Source organism: Streptomyces sp. NPDC047043, from assembly GCF_040644055.1.
Classification (GTDB): Bacteria; Actinomycetota; Actinomycetes; order Streptomycetales; family Streptomycetaceae; genus Streptomyces.
On the sequence record NZ_JBEYVO010000040.1, the window covers coordinates 1 to 17,637 of the forward strand.

At 70.8% G+C, this 17,637-nt stretch carries 18 protein-coding genes and 1 pseudogene; 16 read left to right on the top strand and 3 right to left on the bottom strand.

What is annotated here, in order from left to right:
- Window positions 1–145: 145 nt before the first annotated feature.
- Entirely contained in the window at window positions 146–454 is a 309-nt protein-coding gene (locus ABZ880_RS44945; RefSeq protein WP_361276325.1) for a hypothetical protein, read from the bottom strand.
- A 151-nt stretch (window positions 455–605) separates the two neighbouring features.
- Between ABZ880_RS44945 and ABZ880_RS44950 the strand changes: the two genes are divergently transcribed.
- Entirely contained in the window at window positions 606–965 is a 360-nt protein-coding gene (locus ABZ880_RS44950; RefSeq protein WP_361276328.1) for an arsenate reductase family protein, read from the top strand.
- A 107-nt stretch (window positions 966–1,072) separates the two neighbouring features.
- On the top strand, window positions 1,073–1,789 hold the full coding sequence (locus ABZ880_RS44955) for a hypothetical protein (protein WP_361276330.1): 717 nt from the start codon (window positions 1,073–1,075) through the stop codon (window positions 1,787–1,789).
- Window positions 1,790–1,792: 3 nt separating this feature from the next.
- On the opposite strand, the gene ABZ880_RS44960 is transcribed toward ABZ880_RS44955, so the two are convergent.
- Entirely contained in the window at window positions 1,793–2,659 is an 867-nt protein-coding gene (locus ABZ880_RS44960; RefSeq protein WP_361276333.1) for an alpha/beta hydrolase, read from the bottom strand.
- Window positions 2,660–2,749: 90 nt separating this feature from the next.
- Between ABZ880_RS44960 and ABZ880_RS44965 the strand changes: the two genes are divergently transcribed.
- From ABZ880_RS44965 to ABZ880_RS45010, 10 genes and pseudogenes are all read left to right on the top strand, one after another.
- Window positions 2,750–3,178, top strand: a complete 429-nt coding sequence (locus tag ABZ880_RS44965) for a helix-turn-helix domain-containing protein (RefSeq protein ID WP_361276594.1) — start codon at window positions 2,750–2,752, stop codon at window positions 3,176–3,178.
- A gap of 299 nt (window positions 3,179–3,477) precedes the next feature.
- On the top strand, window positions 3,478–4,509 hold the full coding sequence (glnII, locus tag ABZ880_RS44970; RefSeq protein WP_361276336.1) for a glutamine synthetase: 1,032 nt from the start codon (window positions 3,478–3,480) through the stop codon (window positions 4,507–4,509).
- A 270-nt stretch (window positions 4,510–4,779) separates the two neighbouring features.
- A complete protein-coding gene (locus tag ABZ880_RS44975) occupies window positions 4,780–6,408 on the top strand; it encodes an IS200/IS605 family accessory protein TnpB-related protein (RefSeq protein ID WP_361276338.1) in 1,629 nt (542 codons plus the stop codon).
- Window positions 6,409–6,414: 6 nt separating this feature from the next.
- Window positions 6,415–6,636: pseudogene (locus ABZ880_RS44980) on the top strand (hypothetical protein); the annotation flags it as partial.
- 88 nt (window positions 6,637–6,724) lie between these two features.
- Entirely contained in the window at window positions 6,725–6,847 is a 123-nt protein-coding gene (locus ABZ880_RS44985; RefSeq protein WP_099928360.1) for a hypothetical protein, read from the top strand.
- 119 nt (window positions 6,848–6,966) lie between these two features.
- Entirely contained in the window at window positions 6,967–7,557 is a 591-nt protein-coding gene (locus ABZ880_RS44990; RefSeq protein ID WP_361276342.1) for a winged helix-turn-helix domain-containing protein, read from the top strand.
- A gap of 78 nt (window positions 7,558–7,635) precedes the next feature.
- Window positions 7,636–8,628, top strand: a complete 993-nt coding sequence (locus ABZ880_RS44995; protein WP_361276345.1) for an SDR family oxidoreductase — start codon at window positions 7,636–7,638, stop codon at window positions 8,626–8,628.
- A 146-nt stretch (window positions 8,629–8,774) separates the two neighbouring features.
- On the top strand, window positions 8,775–10,055 hold the full coding sequence (locus tag ABZ880_RS45000; RefSeq protein ID WP_361276348.1) for a sensor domain-containing protein: 1,281 nt from the start codon (window positions 8,775–8,777) through the stop codon (window positions 10,053–10,055).
- Window positions 10,040–10,693 carry a response regulator transcription factor gene (locus ABZ880_RS45005; protein WP_361276351.1) on the top strand — a complete coding sequence of 218 codons (654 nt, stop codon included), beginning with the start codon at window positions 10,040–10,042 and terminating at the stop codon, window positions 10,691–10,693. The genes ABZ880_RS45000 and ABZ880_RS45005 overlap by 16 nt, the downstream gene beginning before the upstream one ends.
- A 189-nt stretch (window positions 10,694–10,882) precedes the next feature.
- Window positions 10,883–12,427 (top strand): DUF1996 domain-containing protein, encoded by a 1,545-nt coding sequence (locus ABZ880_RS45010; protein ID WP_361276354.1) that lies wholly within the window; start codon window positions 10,883–10,885, stop codon window positions 12,425–12,427.
- Window positions 12,428–12,504: 77 nt separating this feature from the next.
- On the opposite strand, the gene ABZ880_RS45015 is transcribed toward ABZ880_RS45010, so the two are convergent.
- The gene (locus ABZ880_RS45015; RefSeq protein ID WP_361276357.1) at window positions 12,505–12,939 is read right to left on the bottom strand and encodes a hypothetical protein; all 435 of its coding nucleotides are present in this window, start codon (window positions 12,937–12,939) and stop codon (window positions 12,505–12,507) included.
- A gap of 179 nt (window positions 12,940–13,118) precedes the next feature.
- Between ABZ880_RS45015 and ABZ880_RS45020 the strand changes: the two genes are divergently transcribed.
- The 4 genes from ABZ880_RS45020 to ABZ880_RS45035 all read left to right on the top strand — a co-directional run bounded on the left by ABZ880_RS45020 (window position 13,119) and on the right by ABZ880_RS45035 (window position 17,585).
- A complete protein-coding gene (locus ABZ880_RS45020; RefSeq protein WP_361276360.1) occupies window positions 13,119–13,634 on the top strand; it encodes a tetratricopeptide repeat protein in 516 nt (171 codons plus the stop codon).
- Window positions 13,635–13,683: 49 nt separating this feature from the next.
- The gene (locus ABZ880_RS45025) at window positions 13,684–15,603 is read left to right on the top strand and encodes a hypothetical protein (protein WP_361276363.1); all 1,920 of its coding nucleotides are present in this window, start codon (window positions 13,684–13,686) and stop codon (window positions 15,601–15,603) included.
- Window positions 15,604–15,702: 99 nt separating this feature from the next.
- Complete coding sequence (locus ABZ880_RS45030) at window positions 15,703–16,569, top strand: metal-dependent hydrolase (protein WP_361276366.1); 867 nt, start codon at window positions 15,703–15,705, stop codon at window positions 16,567–16,569.
- Complete coding sequence (locus ABZ880_RS45035; protein ID WP_361276369.1) at window positions 16,569–17,585, top strand: PDR/VanB family oxidoreductase; 1,017 nt, start codon at window positions 16,569–16,571, stop codon at window positions 17,583–17,585. Before ABZ880_RS45030 ends, ABZ880_RS45035 begins: the two co-directional genes overlap by 1 nt.
- The last annotated feature ends 52 nt before the right edge of the window (window positions 17,586–17,637 follow it).

The following is a 17,637-nucleotide window of genomic DNA, read 5'->3' on the forward strand; positions in this document are numbered from 1 at the left end:
CCCTCGTAGCGGAGCTACTAGGGCTTTTGACCGGTGCGGCGAGAGGGCGTGCCGGGCGTCGCGACGCCGCGGAGATCCATCAGAAGAGCCCTAGCAGTTGGAGCGCGCCGGGTACCCCACACGCAGGGGGTACCCGGCGCCACGCTCACCGCGTGTACCGCATCAGCGCCCGCACCATGTGGCACGTCGTGTCCGACGGCGGGTGTACGCCGATCACTTCGGCCGTGGTCCGTATCGTCTCGTTGCGGGCCTGGTTCGGCATGTACACCCCCGAGTCGAGCAGCGCGATGGCGAGCCGCATCGCCTTGAGGCGGCGGTTGTGGCTGACATACCACTCGCGCGGCCGGCCCGGCGGCAGCGGACGCTTCTCCACGGGGTCGTACGGCAGGTCGAGCAGGACGGGGTGCTTGGCGGTGGACTGGGTCGGCTTCGGCTTCAGTGCGGCAGCGGGCACAGGCATCCTCCTGTCGCGGTGAGGGCGTTGGAACGGGGGCTTCGGCAACCCCCCAACACCCTCGAACACTTCTTCTAGTGTACTGCCCGGCACTGACAATCGCCCCTGGCCACAAGGCCCTTCGGGGACTCCCAGGGGTACCGTGGGCCCCATGGAGATCTGGATCAACCCCGCCTGCTCGAAGTGCCGCAGCGCCATCAGCCTGCTCGACGCCGAGGGCGCCGACTACACCGTCCGCCGCTACCTGGAGGACGTGCCGACCGAGGACGAGATCAGGGCCGTACTCGACCGTCTCGGTCTCGAGCCGTGGGACATCACGCGCACCCAGGAGGCGGCGGCGAAGGAGCTCGGCCTCAAGGAGTGGGCACGGGACGAGAGTTCGCGCGACCGGTGGATCAAGGCGCTGTCCGAACACCCCAAGCTGATCCAGCGCCCGATCATCACGGCGGACGACGGCACGGCGGTGGTCGGACGGTCGGAGGAGGCCGTGCGGGATGCCCTCTCCCGTTAACACCCGTGTGACGTACGTTACTTCAGCGACTTCTGCAACCGCTGAGTAACCTCGTTCGGTATCTCGTACATAGCGGCGTACGCTCCCCTACCTCTCAGGAGGCGCGCATGTCGCGTAGGAGAAGTCTCGGTACGAAGAAGAAGATCGCGCTGCTGGTGAGCGCGGCGGCGGTGGCGGGAGGCGGGGCCTTCGTCATGGCGAGCACCTCGAACGCCGCGCAGAGTCCGGGGCCCAAGACCCTGTCCGCCGCGGACTCGAACGTGTGCCAGGGGCTCGCCACCGCCCTCGGCAACAACCAGAAGTTCATCGACGGGCAGAAGGCGAATCCGGACGCCCAGTCCGCGGCCCGGATCGCCAACCGCGAGGCCGTCATCGCCCAGATCAAGGTCCAGCAGAAGGCGTCCGGTTGCGCCGTTGGGGAGTCGGCTCAGGACTCCCAGGCGACGCAGCCGGCGCAGAACGGGGCCGGACAGCAGGCGGGCGGTGCGCAGCAGTCCGCGCAGCCCTCGCAGACGGCCTCGGCCGGAGGCGCGGCGGGAAACGCGAACGGGAACGCCGGTGGCGCTGCCGCCTCGGGGCAGCAGGTGTGCAACGGCTCCACCGTCACACTCTCCGGCGAGGGCGGCGCACCTGCCGCCTCCAGCAACCAGTTCCCGGTGGGGACGACGCTGAAGGTCACCAACCTGGACAACAACAAGTCCACGACGGTGAAGGTGACTTCGGTCTCCGGCAGCTGCGCCCTGCTCAACAACGCGGCCTTCGAACAGGTCCGGGAGCCCGGCAAGTTCCTCATCCGCCGTGCGCTGATCGAGAAGGTGGGGTGAGACTCAAGGACTCAGGAACTCCGTGAGGCGGCGGGCCAGTTCGGGGGGTGCGGCCTGCGGCAGCGCGTGGTGTGAGACGTCGGGGACCACGTCCACCTCCGTGCGCGGCAGCAGCGCACCCGCTCGTGCCGCCACCTCGTACGTGTCATGTGTCCTGCTGTTCCCGGCCAGGAGCAGCAGGACCGGCATGTTCAGCCCGCGCAGTGCGTCCGGCGCCGGGCGCGGACCGGTCACCGGCTTCGACACGGAGGGGAAGCCGGCGGCCGCCTCCTGCAGGCGGAGCCAGTCGGGGTCGAGGGGGGCTCCCCCGCTCTCCCACTCCAGGAAGGCACGGACGCGGTGCGGCGCGGGCCGCAGCAGCATCGGCAGGGCGTGCAGGAGATACGCCGGCCGGTAGCCGGCGAAGCACTGGGTGGGGTCCAGCAGGAAAAGACGGCGTACGCGCGCGCGTGCCCGCAGCGCGTGGTGCAGGGCGATCCAGGCGCCGTACGAGTGCCCGCCCAGGTCCGTCTCCGCAAGGCCGAGGTCGTCGAGGACCGCGTCCAGCCAGACCACCAGGTCGGCGACCGTACGGGGGTGACGGTCGCCGGCCTCGGTACTGCGGCCCGGGGCGCCGATCAGGTCGACGGCGAAGACGCGGTGGGTTCGGGCGAGTTCGGCCGCTTGGGCGTACCAGGACGCGGAGGTGGCTCCTCCGCCGCCGGGCAGGAGGACGACCGGGGGGCCGTGGAGCGGACCGCAGGCGTTGACGTGCGTCGCGCCGAAGGGCGTCGGCACGGTCACGGCCTCGCGCTCGGCGGGCCACCTGGCCATGACCTTGTCGTACGCGGCCAGGAAGCCGTCCATGTCGTAGGAGCTACGCGCACTCACCGGAACCTCCTCTATTATCTCGCTGAGCGAGATACTTGTTGAGCGAGATAATAGGCGGAGGCCGATGTGCGCAGCCCCCAGGGGCCCGAGATGGAGGTCGTGCACCTGCTCCGTGCGGTGACCGTCGAACTCGGCCTGCACAGCGCCCGGTTCGCGAACCGCAACGGCATGCACCCCACCGACGTACGCGCTCTGATCGCCCTCATGGACGCCTCGCGCGCGGGCGAGGAGATGACGGCCGGGCGGCTCGGGGCGGTGCTCGGGCTGAACTCGGCCGGGACCACGGCGCTGGTGGACCGGCTGGAGCGGGCCGGGCATGTGCGGCGGGTGCGCGGGGAGGCGGACCGGCGGCGGGTCGTGATCGAGGTGGACGAGAAGGCGGTCGAGCTCGGGTGGGCCTTTTTCGGGCCGTTGATCGGGCGCTCCGTGGAGCTGCTGCGGGGGTACGACGAGCGCGAACTGGCCGCGATCAAGGGGTTCCTGGAGGGAGTGCGGGAGGCGGCCGCCGAGGAGGGGTGAGCGGCCAGCGCCGGAGCACGGCTCGCTCATTCCCATCGCATACGAGCCGTCGTACGCCCGTCCCGTCTGCGCCTGCGAACGGCCATCCGCGGGTGTCTCCCTGTCGACTTGCTGTCCCCTGCCCGCCCTCACAGCGTGAATCGCGCCACACCAACGCCAGGTAACACGGGGTTCACATTTGAGCAATCGACGGGAAATCGCCTGTTGACAGGCTCGCGAGCAACAAGAGCGGCGCCCCAGTGCCGCAGCGCCGCAGCACCCGCAAGTGCGATCAGACACACCCCCGAAGGAAGTGGCTCGTGACCTTCAAGGCTGAGTACATCTGGATCGACGGCACCCAGCCGACGGCCAAGCTCCGTTCCAAGACGAAGATCATCGCGGGCGAGCCCGCCGGTCTGGACGCGCTGCCGATCTGGGGCTTCGACGGCTCCTCCACGAACCAGGCCGAGGGCCACTCCTCCGACCGTGTCCTCAAGCCGGTTGCGGTCTTCCCGGACCCGATCCGCGGCGGCAACGACATCCTCGTCATGACCGAGGTCCTGAACATCGACTACACGCCGCACGAGTCCAACACCCGTGCCGCACTGACCGAGGTCGCCGAGAAGTTCGCCGCGCAGGAGCCGATCTTCGGCATCGAGCAGGAGTACACGTTCTTCAAGGACGGCTACCCGCTGGGCTTCCCCAAGGGCGGCTTCCCGGCCCCGCAGGGCGGCTACTACTGCGGCGTCGGCGCGGACGAGATCTTCGGCCGTGACGTCGTCGAGGCGCACCTGGACAACTGCCTCAAGGCGGGTCTGGGCATCTCCGGCATCAACGCCGAGGTCATGCCCGGCCAGTGGGAGTTCCAGGTCGGCCCGCTGGCCCCGCTCGAGGTCGCGGACCAGCTGTGGGTGGCCCGCTGGCTGCTCTACCGCACCGCCGAGGACTTCGGCATCTCCGCCACCCTGGACCCGAAGCCGGTCAAGGGCGACTGGAACGGCGCCGGTGCGCACACCAACTTCTCCACCAAGGCGATGCGCGAGGGCTACGACGCGATCATCACCGCGTGCGAGTCGCTCGGTGAGGGCTCCAAGCCGCTCGACCACGTCAAGAACTACGGCGCCGGCATCGACGACCGTCTGACCGGTCTGCACGAGACCGCCCCGTGGAACGAGTACTCCTACGGTGTCTCCAACCGTGGCGCCTCGGTCCGTATCCCGTGGCAGGTCGAGGTGGACGGCAAGGGCTACATCGAGGACCGCCGTCCGAACGCCAACGTGGACCCGTACCTGGTGACGCGCCTGATCGTCGACACCTGCTGCTCCGCGCTGGAGAAGGCCGGCCAGGTCTGATCCGACTCGGCTTCCCGGAAGGGGCGTTCACCGTTCGCGGTGGGCGCCCCTTTCGCGTGGTGCCAGGGGCGTTGTCAGTGGGGCGCGCGAGGGTTGGGAACTGTTGCCCGCTGACTGTGTACGAGTGTGCTCTGGCATGCCTGAGTGAGTGTCTCGACCACGGAACTTGCGAGCCCCGTATGGAGACTGGTGTTCTTCCGTCGAATGCGTGACCTTGGCGGGCGTTGGTCGTTGGGCGTGTGGGAAAGCGCTTCGAGGTCGGGGGACGGGGTGGGTGGACTGCAGGAGTTGGCGGCGTCGTTCGTGGTGCCCGGCCCGTCCGGGGTGGCGATCCGCGACCGGCTGAAGGGTCTGACGGGCGAGGACGAGAAGGTGCTGCGGCTGGTTGGTGATCTCCTCAGCACGCTCGCCTCCCGTGACCTGAGGGCGCGGTGCGCGGCCGGACTGGAGCACGACAGCGAACGGTGGGCCGAGCGCAAGCGCACCCTCACTGAGCAGTCCTCCTCACGCTGGGCCGGGTCGATCACGAAGGCCACCCACGATCAGTGGGCGCTGGCCCGGCGCGGCCAGCTCGCCCACATCCACAGCCTGCAGGCCGGGATCGCGACGATCACGCACCGACTGTCCCGGCCCGTGGGCGAGAAGGGCACCAAGCAGGCGCCGGGCGGCTACCACAGCCGGCAGGAGTGGTTCACCAAGTCCCGCCGCCTGCACGTGCTCGAAGACCGGCTCCAGGAAGCCCGGGCACACCGGGAGGCCGGCATCGTGCACGTGGTCCGCGGCGGGAAACAGCTGCTGAACACCCGACACCATCTGCAGACCGCCGGGCTGGTCCAGGAGCAATGGCGTGCCCGGTGGGAGGCCGGGCGGCGGTTCCTGCAGGCGGACGGCGAGGCGGGCAAGCGGTTCGGCAACGAGACCATCCGCGTCACTCCCGACGGCGAGGTCTCCCTCAGGCTGCCGGCGCCGATGGTGCGCCTGGCCAACGCGCCGCACGGCCGCTACGTGCTCACCGCCCGGGTGAGCTTCCCGCACCGGGGCGAGCAGTGGCGCGACCGCGTCAGCGCCAACCGGGCCGTCGCCTACCGCATCCATGAAGACCCCGTGCGGGGCCGCTGGTATCTGACCGCGTCGTGGACGATGGCGCCGGTGCAGAGCGTGCCGCTGGAGGCGGTCCGCGCGGGCGGCCTGGTCGGCGTGGACACCAACGCCGACCACTTGGCCGCCTGGCGCCTGGACACCCACGGCAACCCCGTCGGCCAGCCGCTGCGGTTCGGCTATGACCTGTCCGGCACCGCCGCCCACCGCGACGCCCAGGTCAGGCACGCGCTGATCCGCCTGCTGCACTGGGCGAAACGCCACCACCTCGCGGTCGCGGTCGAAGACCTCGACTTCCAAGCGGAGAAAACCCGCGAGAAGCACGGCCGCAAGAAGCGCTTCCGCAAACTCATCTCCGGCCTGCCCACGTCCAGGCTGCGCGCCCGGCTGGTGTCCATGGCGGCCGAGCTCGGCATCCCCGTCGTCGCCGTCGACCCCGCCTACACCAGCAAGTGGGGCGCCCAGCACTGGCAGAAACCCCTCACTGGTAACAACCGCAAGACCTCTCGCCACGACGCTGCCGCCGTGGCGATCGGCAGGCGCGCCCTGGGGCACCCGATCCGGCGACGGACGGCACCGCCCCGTACCCACCGGAGCGATGGGTACGGGCATCGGACCGTCCAGGCCGTACCGGTGGCCCCGGGGCGTGAGGGAAACCGCCCCCGCCTCCCCGGACCACGGACACGATCCGTGCCGCCCGGCTGCGGAGCGAACGCGGTGGACCAGAACGCCCAACACCGCTCGGGGCGTTCGGCTGAGCATGGGTCCTGGGAGCAGGACTCACTCCCGCTCAGCCTCTAGGAACGGTTCGTCTTCTTCCACCACCAGGGCACCCGCAGCGCGGCAGAAGGCCACGGACTGACCCTCTACTACGGCGGGTTCGACGAGTCGGCCGATACCACCACCGCCGTCGGACACTCCGTCGTCGCCGCGCTCGCCTCCGCGGGGCTGTCCGCGATGTGGGACGGCAATCCGGACAAGGCGATCGAGGTCACGCCCCTGAGCTGGCGCAAACGCCTGGTGGGGTGATGTACGCAACGCCGGGTTCGCATCAAAGTTGCGTCCAAGCAGTGAGAGGAGGGTCCTGTTGCGGGCAGGTGTCTGCTTCAATGGGCGCATGGCCAGCTTCCAGAACCACACCGCGACGGGTCGCCACGACCTCGAGCCGTTCTGGCCTTCCCGTCAGCACCACGACTTCGACCGGGTGTGTTGCCGCGCGATGAACGCGCCGGCCCTCTAACGCCGTACACCCCGGCCTTCGGCCAGCGCGAAACGACGTACGTCCCTCGACGAGCCCGACCACGAATCGCGGCCGTCGTCCTCCCAGACGAACTTCTCGCGCGAAAGAGCTGACCTCTCATGGCGACCACTCGTTCTTTCTCCACCGCCACCCTCACCACCGCCCCGTCCCAGAACGCCGGCGCACGGCACCGACTGCGCGCCGTCGACCGGGACGAGGTCGTCGACGTCGCGGACTTCCTGCCGCCGGGTGCGACCTGGCTGCCGGCTCCGCAGCACACCCTGCCCACCCTGCCGGGCCAGCCGCCGATGATCGGCTACCTGGTGCTCGTGCCGGCCGACCAGCAGCCGCCGTTCCTGCCGGTGGCGGTGCCCGACCGCATCGACACCGGCGCCGACACCCTGGCCGACGGTGCCGACCCGCTCGTCCGCATCGACTCCGTGCAGCGCACCGCCGAGGTGGACGGCCGTGAACTCGACCTCACCTACCTGGAGTTCGAGCTGCTCGCCCACCTCGTGGCGCACCCGCACCGGGTGCACACCCGCGACCAGCTGGTCACCACGGTGTGGGGCTACGGCCATGTGGGCGACGGCCGCACCGTCGACGTCCACATCGCCCGGCTGCGCCGCAAGCTGGGCACCGAGCACCGCAACACCATCCAGACGGTACGGCGGGTCGGGTACAAGTACGCGCCGCCGACCGGCCGTTGAGCCCTCCCCCACGGCCGATCCTCTGCTGACGGCAGATTGCCGTTCCGTCCCGCGGGCCGACCGGGCAGAGTCACCGGCATGAGACTTCTGGTGCTGGGTGGTACGGAGTTCGCGGGACGGGCCGTCGTCGAGGCGGCCCTCGGGCGCGGCTGGGACGTGACCGTCTTCAACCGAGGACGGCACGAACTTCCCTCCGGTGTGCGGGCGTTGCAGGGTGACCGCACCGCGCCCGACGGGCTCGCCGCCCTCGCGGAGGGCACCTGGGACGTCGTCGTCGACACCTGGTCGTCGGCGCCCCGGGCGGTGCACGCGTCGGCGCGGCTGCTGCGGGGCCGCGCCGGGCGGTACATCTATGTGTCGAGCCGCTCGGTGTACGCGTGGGCGCCGCCCGCCGGGCACACCGAGGACGCGCAGCTGGTCGAGGGCGCCGAACCCGACGCCGACAACACCGACTACGCGCGCGACAAGCGGGGCGCCGAGATCGCCGCGGTCGACGCCTTCGGCGCGGACCGCTCCCTTCTCGTACGGGCCGGGCTGATCCTCGGCCCGTACGAGAACGTCGGACGGCTGCCGTGGTGGCTGGGCCGGATCGCGCGCGGCGGGCCCGTGCTGGCGCCGGGGCCGCGGGATCTTCCGCTGCAGTACATCGACGTGCGGGACATGGCCGAGTGGATTCTCGGCGCGGCGGAGCGGGAGCTGAGCGGGCCGTTCAACATGACCGGCCCCCAAGGGCACGCCACGATGGGCGAGTTGCTCGAGGCGTGTGTGCGGGCCACGGGTGCGACGGCCGAACTGCGCTGGACGGAGCCGGAGGTGATCCTCGACGCGGGGATCCAGCCGTGGACGCAGTTGCCGGTGTGGGTGCCGCCGGGCAGCGACATGCACGACGCGCTGCACGCCTCGGACGTCTCGCGGGCGGTGGCGACGGGGCTTGTCTGTCGTCCTGTGGAGGAGACGGTTTCCGACACCTGGGCATGGCTGCAGGGCATCGGCGGGACGGCACCGCAGCGGCCGGACCGGACGGTCAAGGGACTGGATCCGGTGGTGGAGGCGAAGGTGTTGGGGTTGTGATCTGGCTGCGGGCCGGTGGGGGCTGGTCGCGCAGTTCTCCGCGTCCCTGAAAGGGCGCTGCAGCCCCCGGGGTGTATCTGGCACCACCCTCTGGCACGGGGGCTCAGCCCCGTGACCCCCCGTGCCCGCTCGGCCAGACTGCTGCCATGAACACCAACACGAAGAACGGCTCTCTTTCCACGAGGGCCCGGGCCGTCGCGCTGGCGGCGGGGCGGGGGTTCGTGCTGGCCCTGGTGAGTCTTCCCGGAGCACTGCTCGGCTTCACGTTGTCCCTCGTGTCCATCGCGCTCGTCCCGATCGGCGTCGGGCTGGTGACGACGCCGTGGGTGTTGACGGGGGTGCGGGCGTTCGCCGACTGGCGGCGGGTGCTCGCGGCCGAGTGGGCCGGGGTGCGGATCCCGTCGGCGTACCGGCCGATAGCGGGGGACGCCAAGCCCTGGACGCGGACGTACGCGATGCTGCGCGACCCGGCGACCTGGCGGGATCTGCGGTGGCTGCAGGTGGACATGACGGCGGGGTACATCACCGCGCTGCTGCCGGCGGTGCTGCTCTTCTACCCGCTGGAGGGGTTCGCGGTCGCGGCCGGGCTGTGGCGGCCGCTGTCGGAGTTCGGCGGGTACTGGTACGGCTTCGTGCACGTCACCGACCAGGCCTCCGCGCTCGGCGCCGGTGTCCTGGCCGCCGCGCTCCTCGCTCTGGCCTTTCCCCTCGCGCCGCGTCTGCTGGCCGCCCACTTCCGGCTCACCAAGGCCGTGCTCGGCGCCAGCCAGGGCGAACTGGCCGAGCGGGTGCGGGTGTTGACCGAGACCCGGCGGGACGCCGTCGACACCTCCGCCGCCGAACTGCGCCGTATCGAGCGGGATCTGCACGACGGGGCGCAGGCGCGGCTGGTGGCCATGGGCATGGACCTGGGCACCATCGAGATGCTCCTCGACAAGGACCCCGCGAAGGCCAAGCAGTTGCTCGCGCAGACCCGGCAGTCCTCGGTGGACGCGCTCGCCGAGCTGCGCGACCTGGTGCGCGGCATCCACCCGCCGGTGCTGGCCGAACGCGGACTCGGCGACGCGGTAAGGGCCTTGTCGCTGCGGATGCCGCTGCCCACCGAGGTGAACGTGGAGCTGGCGGGCCGGGCGGACGCGCCGGTCGAGTCGGCCGCGTACTTCGCGATCAGCGAGGTGCTCACCAACGCGGTCAAGCACTCCGGCGCCGACCGCATCTGGATCGACCTGCACCACGTGGAAGAGGGTGCCGGGATGCTGCGCGTCACCGTCACCGACAACGGCAGGGGCGGCGCGGTGATCGGGGCCGGTTCGGGCCTGGCCGGGGTCGAGCGGCGACTGGGTACATTCGACGGCGTCCTGGCCGTCAGCAGCCCCGCGGGCGGTCCCACCATGGTCACCATGGAGATCCCTTGCGCGTTGTCCTAGCCGAAGACCTCTTCCTGCTGCGCGACGGCCTGGTCCGGCTGCTGGAGGCCCACGACTTCGAGATCGCCGCGGCGGTCGAGTCCGGCCCCGAGCTCACCCGGGCGCTGGCCGAGCTGGAGCCGGACGTCGCCGTGGTCGACGTACGCCTGCCGCCGACGCACACCGACGAGGGGCTGCAGTGCGCGCTGCAGGCCCGCCGGGACAGACCCGGGCTTCCCGTGCTGGTGCTCTCGCAGCACGTGGAGCAGCTGTACGCGCGCGAGCTGCTCGCCGACGGCAGCGGCGGGGTGGGGTATCTGCTGAAGGACCGGGTGTTCGACGCGGAGCAGTTCGTGGACGCCGTACGAAGGGTGGCGGCGGGCGGTACGGCCATGGACCCGCAGGTGATCCAGCAGCTGCTGTCCCGGCGGGCCGCCGACGACCGGCCGCTGGGGCGGCTGACACCCCGTGAGCTGGAGGTCATGGAGCTGATGGCGCAGGGGCGCTCCAATGCGGCGATCGCCGCTCAGTTGGTGGTGACAGAACGGGCGATCGCCAAGCACACCTCCAACATCTTCGCCAAACTGGACCTGGAGGTGTCGGACGACGACAATCGTCGCGTTCTGGCCGTCCTCGCGTATCTGGACCAGGGACGGTAAGCGCTTGTTGATTTTCCGTAACCTCCGCTGCTCAGGCGGCTGTTGAGGCCTGTCGGCCGAGTAATCCTCTGATTTGTTTGTGGGGCTGCTGAACACCCCTGGGACCGCGTCCGTATGAGATGGAGCCGCTTCACTCCTGTCGGGCGCCTCGATGCCCCGCCAAGCCCGCAAGGAAGTCAGAGGAGTTCCATGGGACGCAACACACGAAAACGCCGTACGCCGCTGGCCACCAAGGCCATAGCCGCATCGGCGGCCCTAGCGCTCGGTGGGGGCGGGCTGATCTGGGCGAACTTCTACGCCTCGGCGCACGAGTCGAACAACTCGGGGCAGAACCAGACCAAGGCCGCCACCGGTCAGGTGGCCACGATCGCCTGCCCGGATGTCCAGCAGAAGCTGACGAACGTGCCCGAGAAGGCCCGTCAGGGCGTGGCGACGGAGCTGGCGAACCTCGACAAGCAGATCACCGAGGCCTACGCCCGGCTCGCCTCCACGCGCCAGGCGCAGACGCAGGACGCCAACTTCGTGCAGAACGCGATCGTCGGCCCCCTCAAGGAGAAGCGGTCCGCGACCCTCGACCGGATCCGGATCGACATCCAGCGAGTGGGCGGCCAGGTCGACGCGGCCGGGCTGAGCGCGCTCGCCGCCTGTACGACGCAGGCCGCCAACCAGACCAACGCCGGTGGCCAGAACAACCAGAACGGCGGCCAGCAGCAGAACGGCGGTCAGCAGCAGGGCGGCCAGAACAACGGCGGCCAGGCCTCTGCCAGCCCGAGCGCCGGCGCCGGCGCCGGTCAGAACGTCGGCGGTCAGGCCGGCAACGGCCCCGTTGCGGCCGACTTCGTGGACATCACGAAGGTCGCCGCCAACGTCCAGGCCAAGCCGCAGGCCTCCGGCAACGCCTCGAAGGGCACGTTCACCACCAGGTGCGGTGTGAACGCGAACAAGAACCACAACACCGACAACGTGATCGTGGCGCCCGGCGTGACCAACGGCGCGCACCACCTGCACGACTACGTCGGCAACTCGAAGGTCGACGCGTTCGCCACCAACAACACGCTGATCGCGAACCAGACCACCTGCCAGAACCAGAGCGACCTGTCGGCGTACTACTGGCCGGTCGTCCGTATCCAGGACGGCACGCAGGACTTCGACCAGAACGCTGACGGCGGCGGCAAGGAAGGCAACGTCGGCAAGATCCTGACGCCGGTCCAGGCGCAGATCAAGTACGTCGGCAACCCGCAGAGCAAGGTCGTCGCGATGCCGCAGTTCCTGCGCATCATCACCGGTGACGCCAAGACCACCACCAACGGTCTGGCGAACGCCAACGCGCACTGGAGCTGCACCGGCTTCGAGAACAAGGTCCAGCTGACGACGCAGTACCCGATCTGCCCGCAGGGCAGCAACGTGGTGCGCACGTTCGCCTTCCAGTCCTGCTGGGACGGTCAGAACATCGACAGCGCCAACCACCGCACGCACGTGGCCTTCGCCGACCCGGCGAGCGGCGCCTGCGGGAACGGCTTCAAGGCCATCCCGCAGCTGACGATGCGCCTCGTGTACAAGATCACCCCGCCGACCCTGCAGAACGGCCAGGTGAAGAACGCCTACGCGGTGGACGGCTTCCCGGAGCAGCTCCACAAGGCGGCCACGGACCACGACGACTTCATCGCGGTCTTCAAGAACAACCTGGCGAACAAGATCGCCAACTGTGTCAACAGCGGTCAGAAGTGCCAGTGACACACCACTAGGAAAGCGGGCGGTGGGAATCTCCCACCGCCCGCTTTTCGTATGTGCCGCGGTAAGTGCCGCGAAGGTCAGCCGCTGTGCGAGGAGCCGTGGGAAGAACCACCGTGCTCGCTGTGGTTGGTGCCGATCTCCTCCTCGCCGCCCAGCGTGCGCTGCAGCGCCTTGACGACCTTGTCCTCGCCGACGGCGACCCACTTGCGGCCGACGAGGTAGAAGCCGCCGTAGTCCTTCGCGTCGTTGATCCACTCGCGCTGGCCGCGGTCGGTGGCGAAGGTGGCGAAGACGTACTTGCCGTCGGAGGTCTTGCAGATGGCCTGGCGGACCTCGTCGGAGTCGATCTGCATGTCCGGCTTGCACTTCACCTTGGCCGCCAGGCTCTCCAGACTGCCGGTGGCGGTGGCGGGGATCTTGGCGGCCGCGTCACTGTCTCCGGATCCACAGCCCGCCAGCGCCAGTACGGCCGCGGCGCCGGCCACGGCGAGCATCGGTCGGGTCAACCTCATCTGTTCCTCCGGGTCGCTGTTTCTGGCCGGGCCTGCCTCGCCTGCAGATTCCCGTCGTCCGCCCAGAGGGCAGGCGGGGATTTGCCGGCCAGGCCCGAGGGCCCGTCCCCTTCGATACGGCTGTGAACTCCGGCATGCTCAAAAATACGGCCGTGACCCGTGCACGTGTGTGCGAAGGTATGGCCGTGAACCAAGACTGGGAAGATCGCGTGACCGCCGCCTGGGCCACTCTCGACGAGTTTCCGGAAGAGGAGGCGGGCGATTTCCGAGCCGTGATCGACGCACTCGTCGCCGAGCTGCCGGACGGCAGTCCGCTCGGCCCCTTCGAGCAGGCCAGTGCCTGGGACTCGACGGGTCACTCGGACCAGGCGGTTCCGCTGTACCGGGAGGCGCTGGCGCGCGGGCTGAGCGAGGCCAGTCAGTACAAGGGCCGCAGGGCCAAGATCCAGCTGTCCAGTTCACTCAGGAACACCGGGCAGGCCGAGGAGGGCGTCAAGCTGCTGACGCCCGAACTGGACGCACCGTCCGACGAGTTGGACGACGCGGTACGGGCCTGTCTGGCGCTGTGCCTGTCCAGCCTCGGCCGCGACCGCGAGGGCCTCTCCCTCGTCCTCGGCGCCCTGGCACCCCATCTGCCGCGCTATCAGCGGTCGATGGCGAACTACGCGCGGGCGCTGGTCGAACCCGAGGCGTAATTCACCCGGGTGGCGGTGACCAACCAACGATTCGCTCGTTCTGCTGAACGTGCAGTCACAGGATGTCGCCCCGAGCCCCGCGCCCTCCCCCGCCGACCCGGTCGTCGACGTCGAGCAGGCCGAGGCCGCGCTCGTCGAGCACTACCCGCGGCTGGTCCGGCTCGCCTACCTGGTGCTTCCGCCGGGCCTCGGCCGCAACCGGCGGGTGGTGACCGCACACTCCCTCACCCAGCGCGCCCTGCCCAGGGGCCGCGCCCAGGCTCCTGTGATCCCGGCCCAGTCGACGGGCCGGGACGGCGATCCCGGGTATGCCTTCGTCCGTCTCCAGGTGCTGCGCACGGCGCTGGAGGCGGGCCTGCCGCTGAGGCGGGCGGCGTGGCCCAGGCGGTCGCAACTGCCGCCGCTGCTGCCCCAGGTGTGGGGCCTGCGCCTCTTCCCGCGCTCGGGCGGCGCCGACGAACTCGCCCTCGACCAGCACCTGTCCGCCCTGTCGGGCCCCGCCCGCGCCGCCTACGTCCTGCGCGGCCTGGAGAAGCTCCCCGACTCCGACGTACGCCAAGTGCTGACCGCCGCGGGCTGCGAGGACCCGGACGAGGCGCTCACCGAGGCCGACGCCGTACCCGCGAAGTACGCCCTGCTCGACTCCCCCGAGTTCGACCCCTGCTCGCTGCAGGCGCGGCCCACCGATCTGATGCGGCGCAGACAGCACACCAGGGCCGCGCTCGCCGCCGCCGCGGCGCTCGCGGTGTGCGGGGCGCTGCTCGGTCTGCCCGGTGACGGCTGGGGCCCGGACGGCGCGGCCGCTCCCGCGTACGCGCAGAACCCGGCCGCCGAGGCCGCTCTCGACCCCGCCAGGCTGACCCGGGTGGCCGCCACCGCCTGGGAGGCGGCCACCCGCACCGACTTCTCCGTCTGGCCCGCCCGCGGCGGCCTCACCGGCGACACCGCGCTGCTGCGCCGCGCCCTCGCCGTCTGGGCCCGCCCCGGCGAGCGCGTCCAGGTCTCCGCGACCCCCGGCACCCCCTCCGGCGGTCCCGCCGGCCCGCCCCAGCTCCTGTACGCCGGGACCGTCGACGGCGCGCACGTCGTGCTCCTCTACGACGGTCTGCGCATCGCCCGGTACGCCGAGCCGACGGACGGCACCAAGGGCGCCGCCCTCGACTTCGCGCGGGTCGACGGCGCGGGCCGGGCCGAGGCGAGCGCGGTGGTGCTGGGCCGGGCCGACGGCAACGTCCGCTATCTGACGGCGCCCTGGGTGACCAGGGCCGCCGAGCGGGACCTGCTCAAGCCGGGCGCCGGCGCGATGGACCTGCACCTCTCCCACGGTGTCACCGCGCCGCTGGCCAGCCCGGCGGCGCAGACCGGCCCCTGCACGTCCTGGAACGCGCTGCAGCTGACGGACGCCACCGGTACGCGTCTGATGACCGACCTCGGCGAGCTCGTCCCCGCCCGTCTCACCACCGGACGGCCCGGCTCGGCGCGCGAGGCCTCCGGCGCCGAGGCGCTGCACACCTGGTCGCCGTACGCCTGCTCGCTGGCCTCGATGCGCTCGGCGGGCGTGCGCGGGGTGAACGCGTGGGCGTACGCCCGCCAGCCGCTGCCCGACGCGAGCGGTTCGGCGGACTGGGTGTGCACGCGGGCCGAGACCTGGCGGGGCGGCGGGACGCGGGTGCTGGCCGAGTTCCGCACGCCGGGCGGGACGTACGGGGCGGTCGCGGCGAAGGCCGAGAGCGTGCCGGCGTGCGGGGCGAAGGATCCGCATGTGCTGGCCGGGGTGCTGTGGAAGTCGGAGGCGGGCAACTGGTACCTGCTTGCGGCCGGCAGCAGGGGGACCGCGTCGATCGGTGCGACGGGCGGGGCGAGCGCCGATGCCGAGGGCGGCCTGCTGGCCGTGCAGGCCAAGCAGGGGACGCGGGCCCAGCTGACGGGCACGCTGGACGACGGCCGAGTGATCAGCGGGCTGCACTGACATCGGCAGTTCGCCGACCCCCACCGCTTGCTGACACTGGCGTCAACAAGTCGCCGCACAAGGGTTTCCCTGGGACCTACCCGTCAGTACATTGACGCCATGTCTAACACGCCGCTCAAGGCCCGGAAGGTGTCCTTCTCCTGGGAGGACACCCCGCTGCACTGGGTGCCCGGGGACCCGTTCACCACGCACACCATCAATGTGCTGCATCTGCTGCTGCCCGCCGGTGAGCGGTGGTTCGTGCACGTCTACAAGCAGGTGCTGCCGCACATCCGGGACGAGCGGCTGCGCGAGGACGTCATCGGGTTCATCGGCCAGGAGGCGATGCACTCGCAGGCCCACGACGAGGTCCTGCCGCACCTGAAGGAGCTCGGCCTCGATCCGACGCCGTACACCGCGCAGGTCGACTGGCTCTTCGAGAAGCTGCTGGGCGACCGTACGCTGCCGCCGGGCCGGGCGCGCAGGTGGTGGCTGATGGAGCGGGTAGCGATCATCGCGGCGATCGAGCACTACACCGCCTTCCTCGGCGACTGGGTGCTGAACGCCGAGGAGTTGGACCGGCGCGGCGCCGACCCGACCATGCTGGACCTGCTGCGCTGGCACGGCGCCGAGGAGGTCGAGCACCGGTCCGTCGCCTTCGACCTGTTCATGCACGTCGACGGCGGCTACCGGCGGCGGGTGCGCACCTGGGCCACGGCGTTCGCTGCGCTGGTGTTCCTGTGGCAGCGCGGGGCCCGCTTCTTCATGGAGAACGACCCGACGCTGACCGAAGGCCGGGCGAGCTTCAAGGACTTCTATGTGCGCGGCAGGCGGGGCACGCTGCCGGCGACCGGGGACATGCTCAGGTCCATTCCGCGCTATCTCAGCCGGGACTACCACCCCTCCCAGGAGGGCTGCACCGAGCAGGCCGTCGCCTACCTCGCCTCCTCCCCCGCCGCCGTCGCCGCGGAAAAGAGGGCCGCCTGATGCCGAAGCTGCGTACCGTCGCCGTCCTCGCCGGGGCCGCATTCCTCACCCGGCGCGCGCTGCGCCGCCGTGTGCAGGCCTCGCCGCTGTGGCCGATGCCGGCGCTGGACCCGCCGGTCTCCGGCCGGCCCCGGTCGCGGGCGCTGCGGCTGCTGGTCGCCTCGCACGAGACCGTCGCCCAGGGTGTTGTACAACTGCGCCTGGAAGGACGGGACTTGCCGCGCTGGGAGCCCGGTGCTCATCTCGACCTCGTGCTTCCGTCGGGGGTCGTGCGGCAGTACTCGCTGTGCGGGGACCCGGCGGACGGCTCGGCGTACACGGTCGCCACCCGGCTCGTCGAGGACGGGCGGGGCGGCTCCCGCGAGGTGCATGAGCGGGTGCAGGAAGGGATGGAACTGGAGGTGCGGGGGCCGCGCAATCGGTTCCCGCTCGTCGAGGCCCGGTCGTACGTCTTCATCGCGGGGGGAATCGGAATCACGCCGATTCTCCCCATGCTGCGGGCGCTTGGGGACGGTGTGGAGTGGCGGCTGCTGTACTGCGGGCGGTCGCGGGAGTCGATGCCGTTCCTGGAGGAGGTCGAGAAGCTCGGCCGACATCGCGTCACCGTGGTCACCGGGGCGCCGGATCTCGACGTGCTGGACGTGTCCGAGGAAGCCGCCGTCTACTGCTGCGGGCCGGAAGGGCTCATGGCGGCCGCACAGGAGCGGTTCCCGCAGGTGCACCTCGAACGATTCACGCCCCGTGCCGCTCACGGCACCGCCTTCGAGGTCGAACTCCGGCGCAGCGCACGGACGTTGACCGTGCCGGCCGACTCGACCGTGCTGGCCGCCGTGCGCGCCGAACTGCCGGGCACCGCCTACTCCTGCGAGCAGGGTTTCTGCGGAACCTGCCAACAGCGGGTCCTGGAGGGCGAGGTGGAGCACCGGGACGAGCTGCTGACGGACGCCGAGCGTGCCGATTCGATGTTGATCTGTGTCTCGCGGGCGCGAAGTGAGCGACTTGTGCTGGATATGTGAACACCCTTGGCCGGTCCGGCCCGTTCGGGGCCGGATCCGATCGGTAAGGTGT

What these genes read in the sequence shown, in the direction of transcription:
- ABZ880_RS44950 (WP_361276328.1), top strand. Translation starts at nt 606, where the DNA reads ATGGAGATCTGGATCAACCCCGCCTGCTCGAAGTGCCGCAGCGCCATC.
- ABZ880_RS44955 (WP_361276330.1), top strand. Translation starts at nt 1,073, where the DNA reads ATGTCGCGTAGGAGAAGTCTCGGTACGAAGAAGAAGATCGCGCTGCTG.
- ABZ880_RS44965 (WP_361276594.1), top strand. Translation starts at nt 2,750, where the DNA reads ATGGAGGTCGTGCACCTGCTCCGTGCGGTGACCGTCGAACTCGGCCTG.
- ABZ880_RS44985 (WP_099928360.1), top strand. Translation starts at nt 6,725, where the DNA reads ATGGCCAGCTTCCAGAACCACACCGCGACGGGTCGCCACGACCTCGAG.
- ABZ880_RS44990 (WP_361276342.1), top strand. Translation starts at nt 6,967, where the DNA reads ATGGCGACCACTCGTTCTTTCTCCACCGCCACCCTCACCACCGCCCCG.
- ABZ880_RS44995 (WP_361276345.1), top strand. Translation starts at nt 7,636, where the DNA reads ATGAGACTTCTGGTGCTGGGTGGTACGGAGTTCGCGGGACGGGCCGTC.
- ABZ880_RS45000 (WP_361276348.1), top strand. Translation starts at nt 8,775, where the DNA reads ATGAACACCAACACGAAGAACGGCTCTCTTTCCACGAGGGCCCGGGCC.
- ABZ880_RS45010 (WP_361276354.1), top strand. Translation starts at nt 10,883, where the DNA reads ATGGGACGCAACACACGAAAACGCCGTACGCCGCTGGCCACCAAGGCC.
- ABZ880_RS45015 (WP_361276357.1), bottom strand. Translation starts at nt 12,939, where the DNA reads ATGAGGTTGACCCGACCGATGCTCGCCGTGGCCGGCGCCGCGGCCGTA.
- ABZ880_RS45020 (WP_361276360.1), top strand. Translation starts at nt 13,119, where the DNA reads ATGGCCGTGAACCAAGACTGGGAAGATCGCGTGACCGCCGCCTGGGCC.
- ABZ880_RS45030 (WP_361276366.1), top strand. Translation starts at nt 15,703, where the DNA reads ATGTCTAACACGCCGCTCAAGGCCCGGAAGGTGTCCTTCTCCTGGGAG.
- ABZ880_RS45035 (WP_361276369.1), top strand. Translation starts at nt 16,569, where the DNA reads ATGCCGAAGCTGCGTACCGTCGCCGTCCTCGCCGGGGCCGCATTCCTC.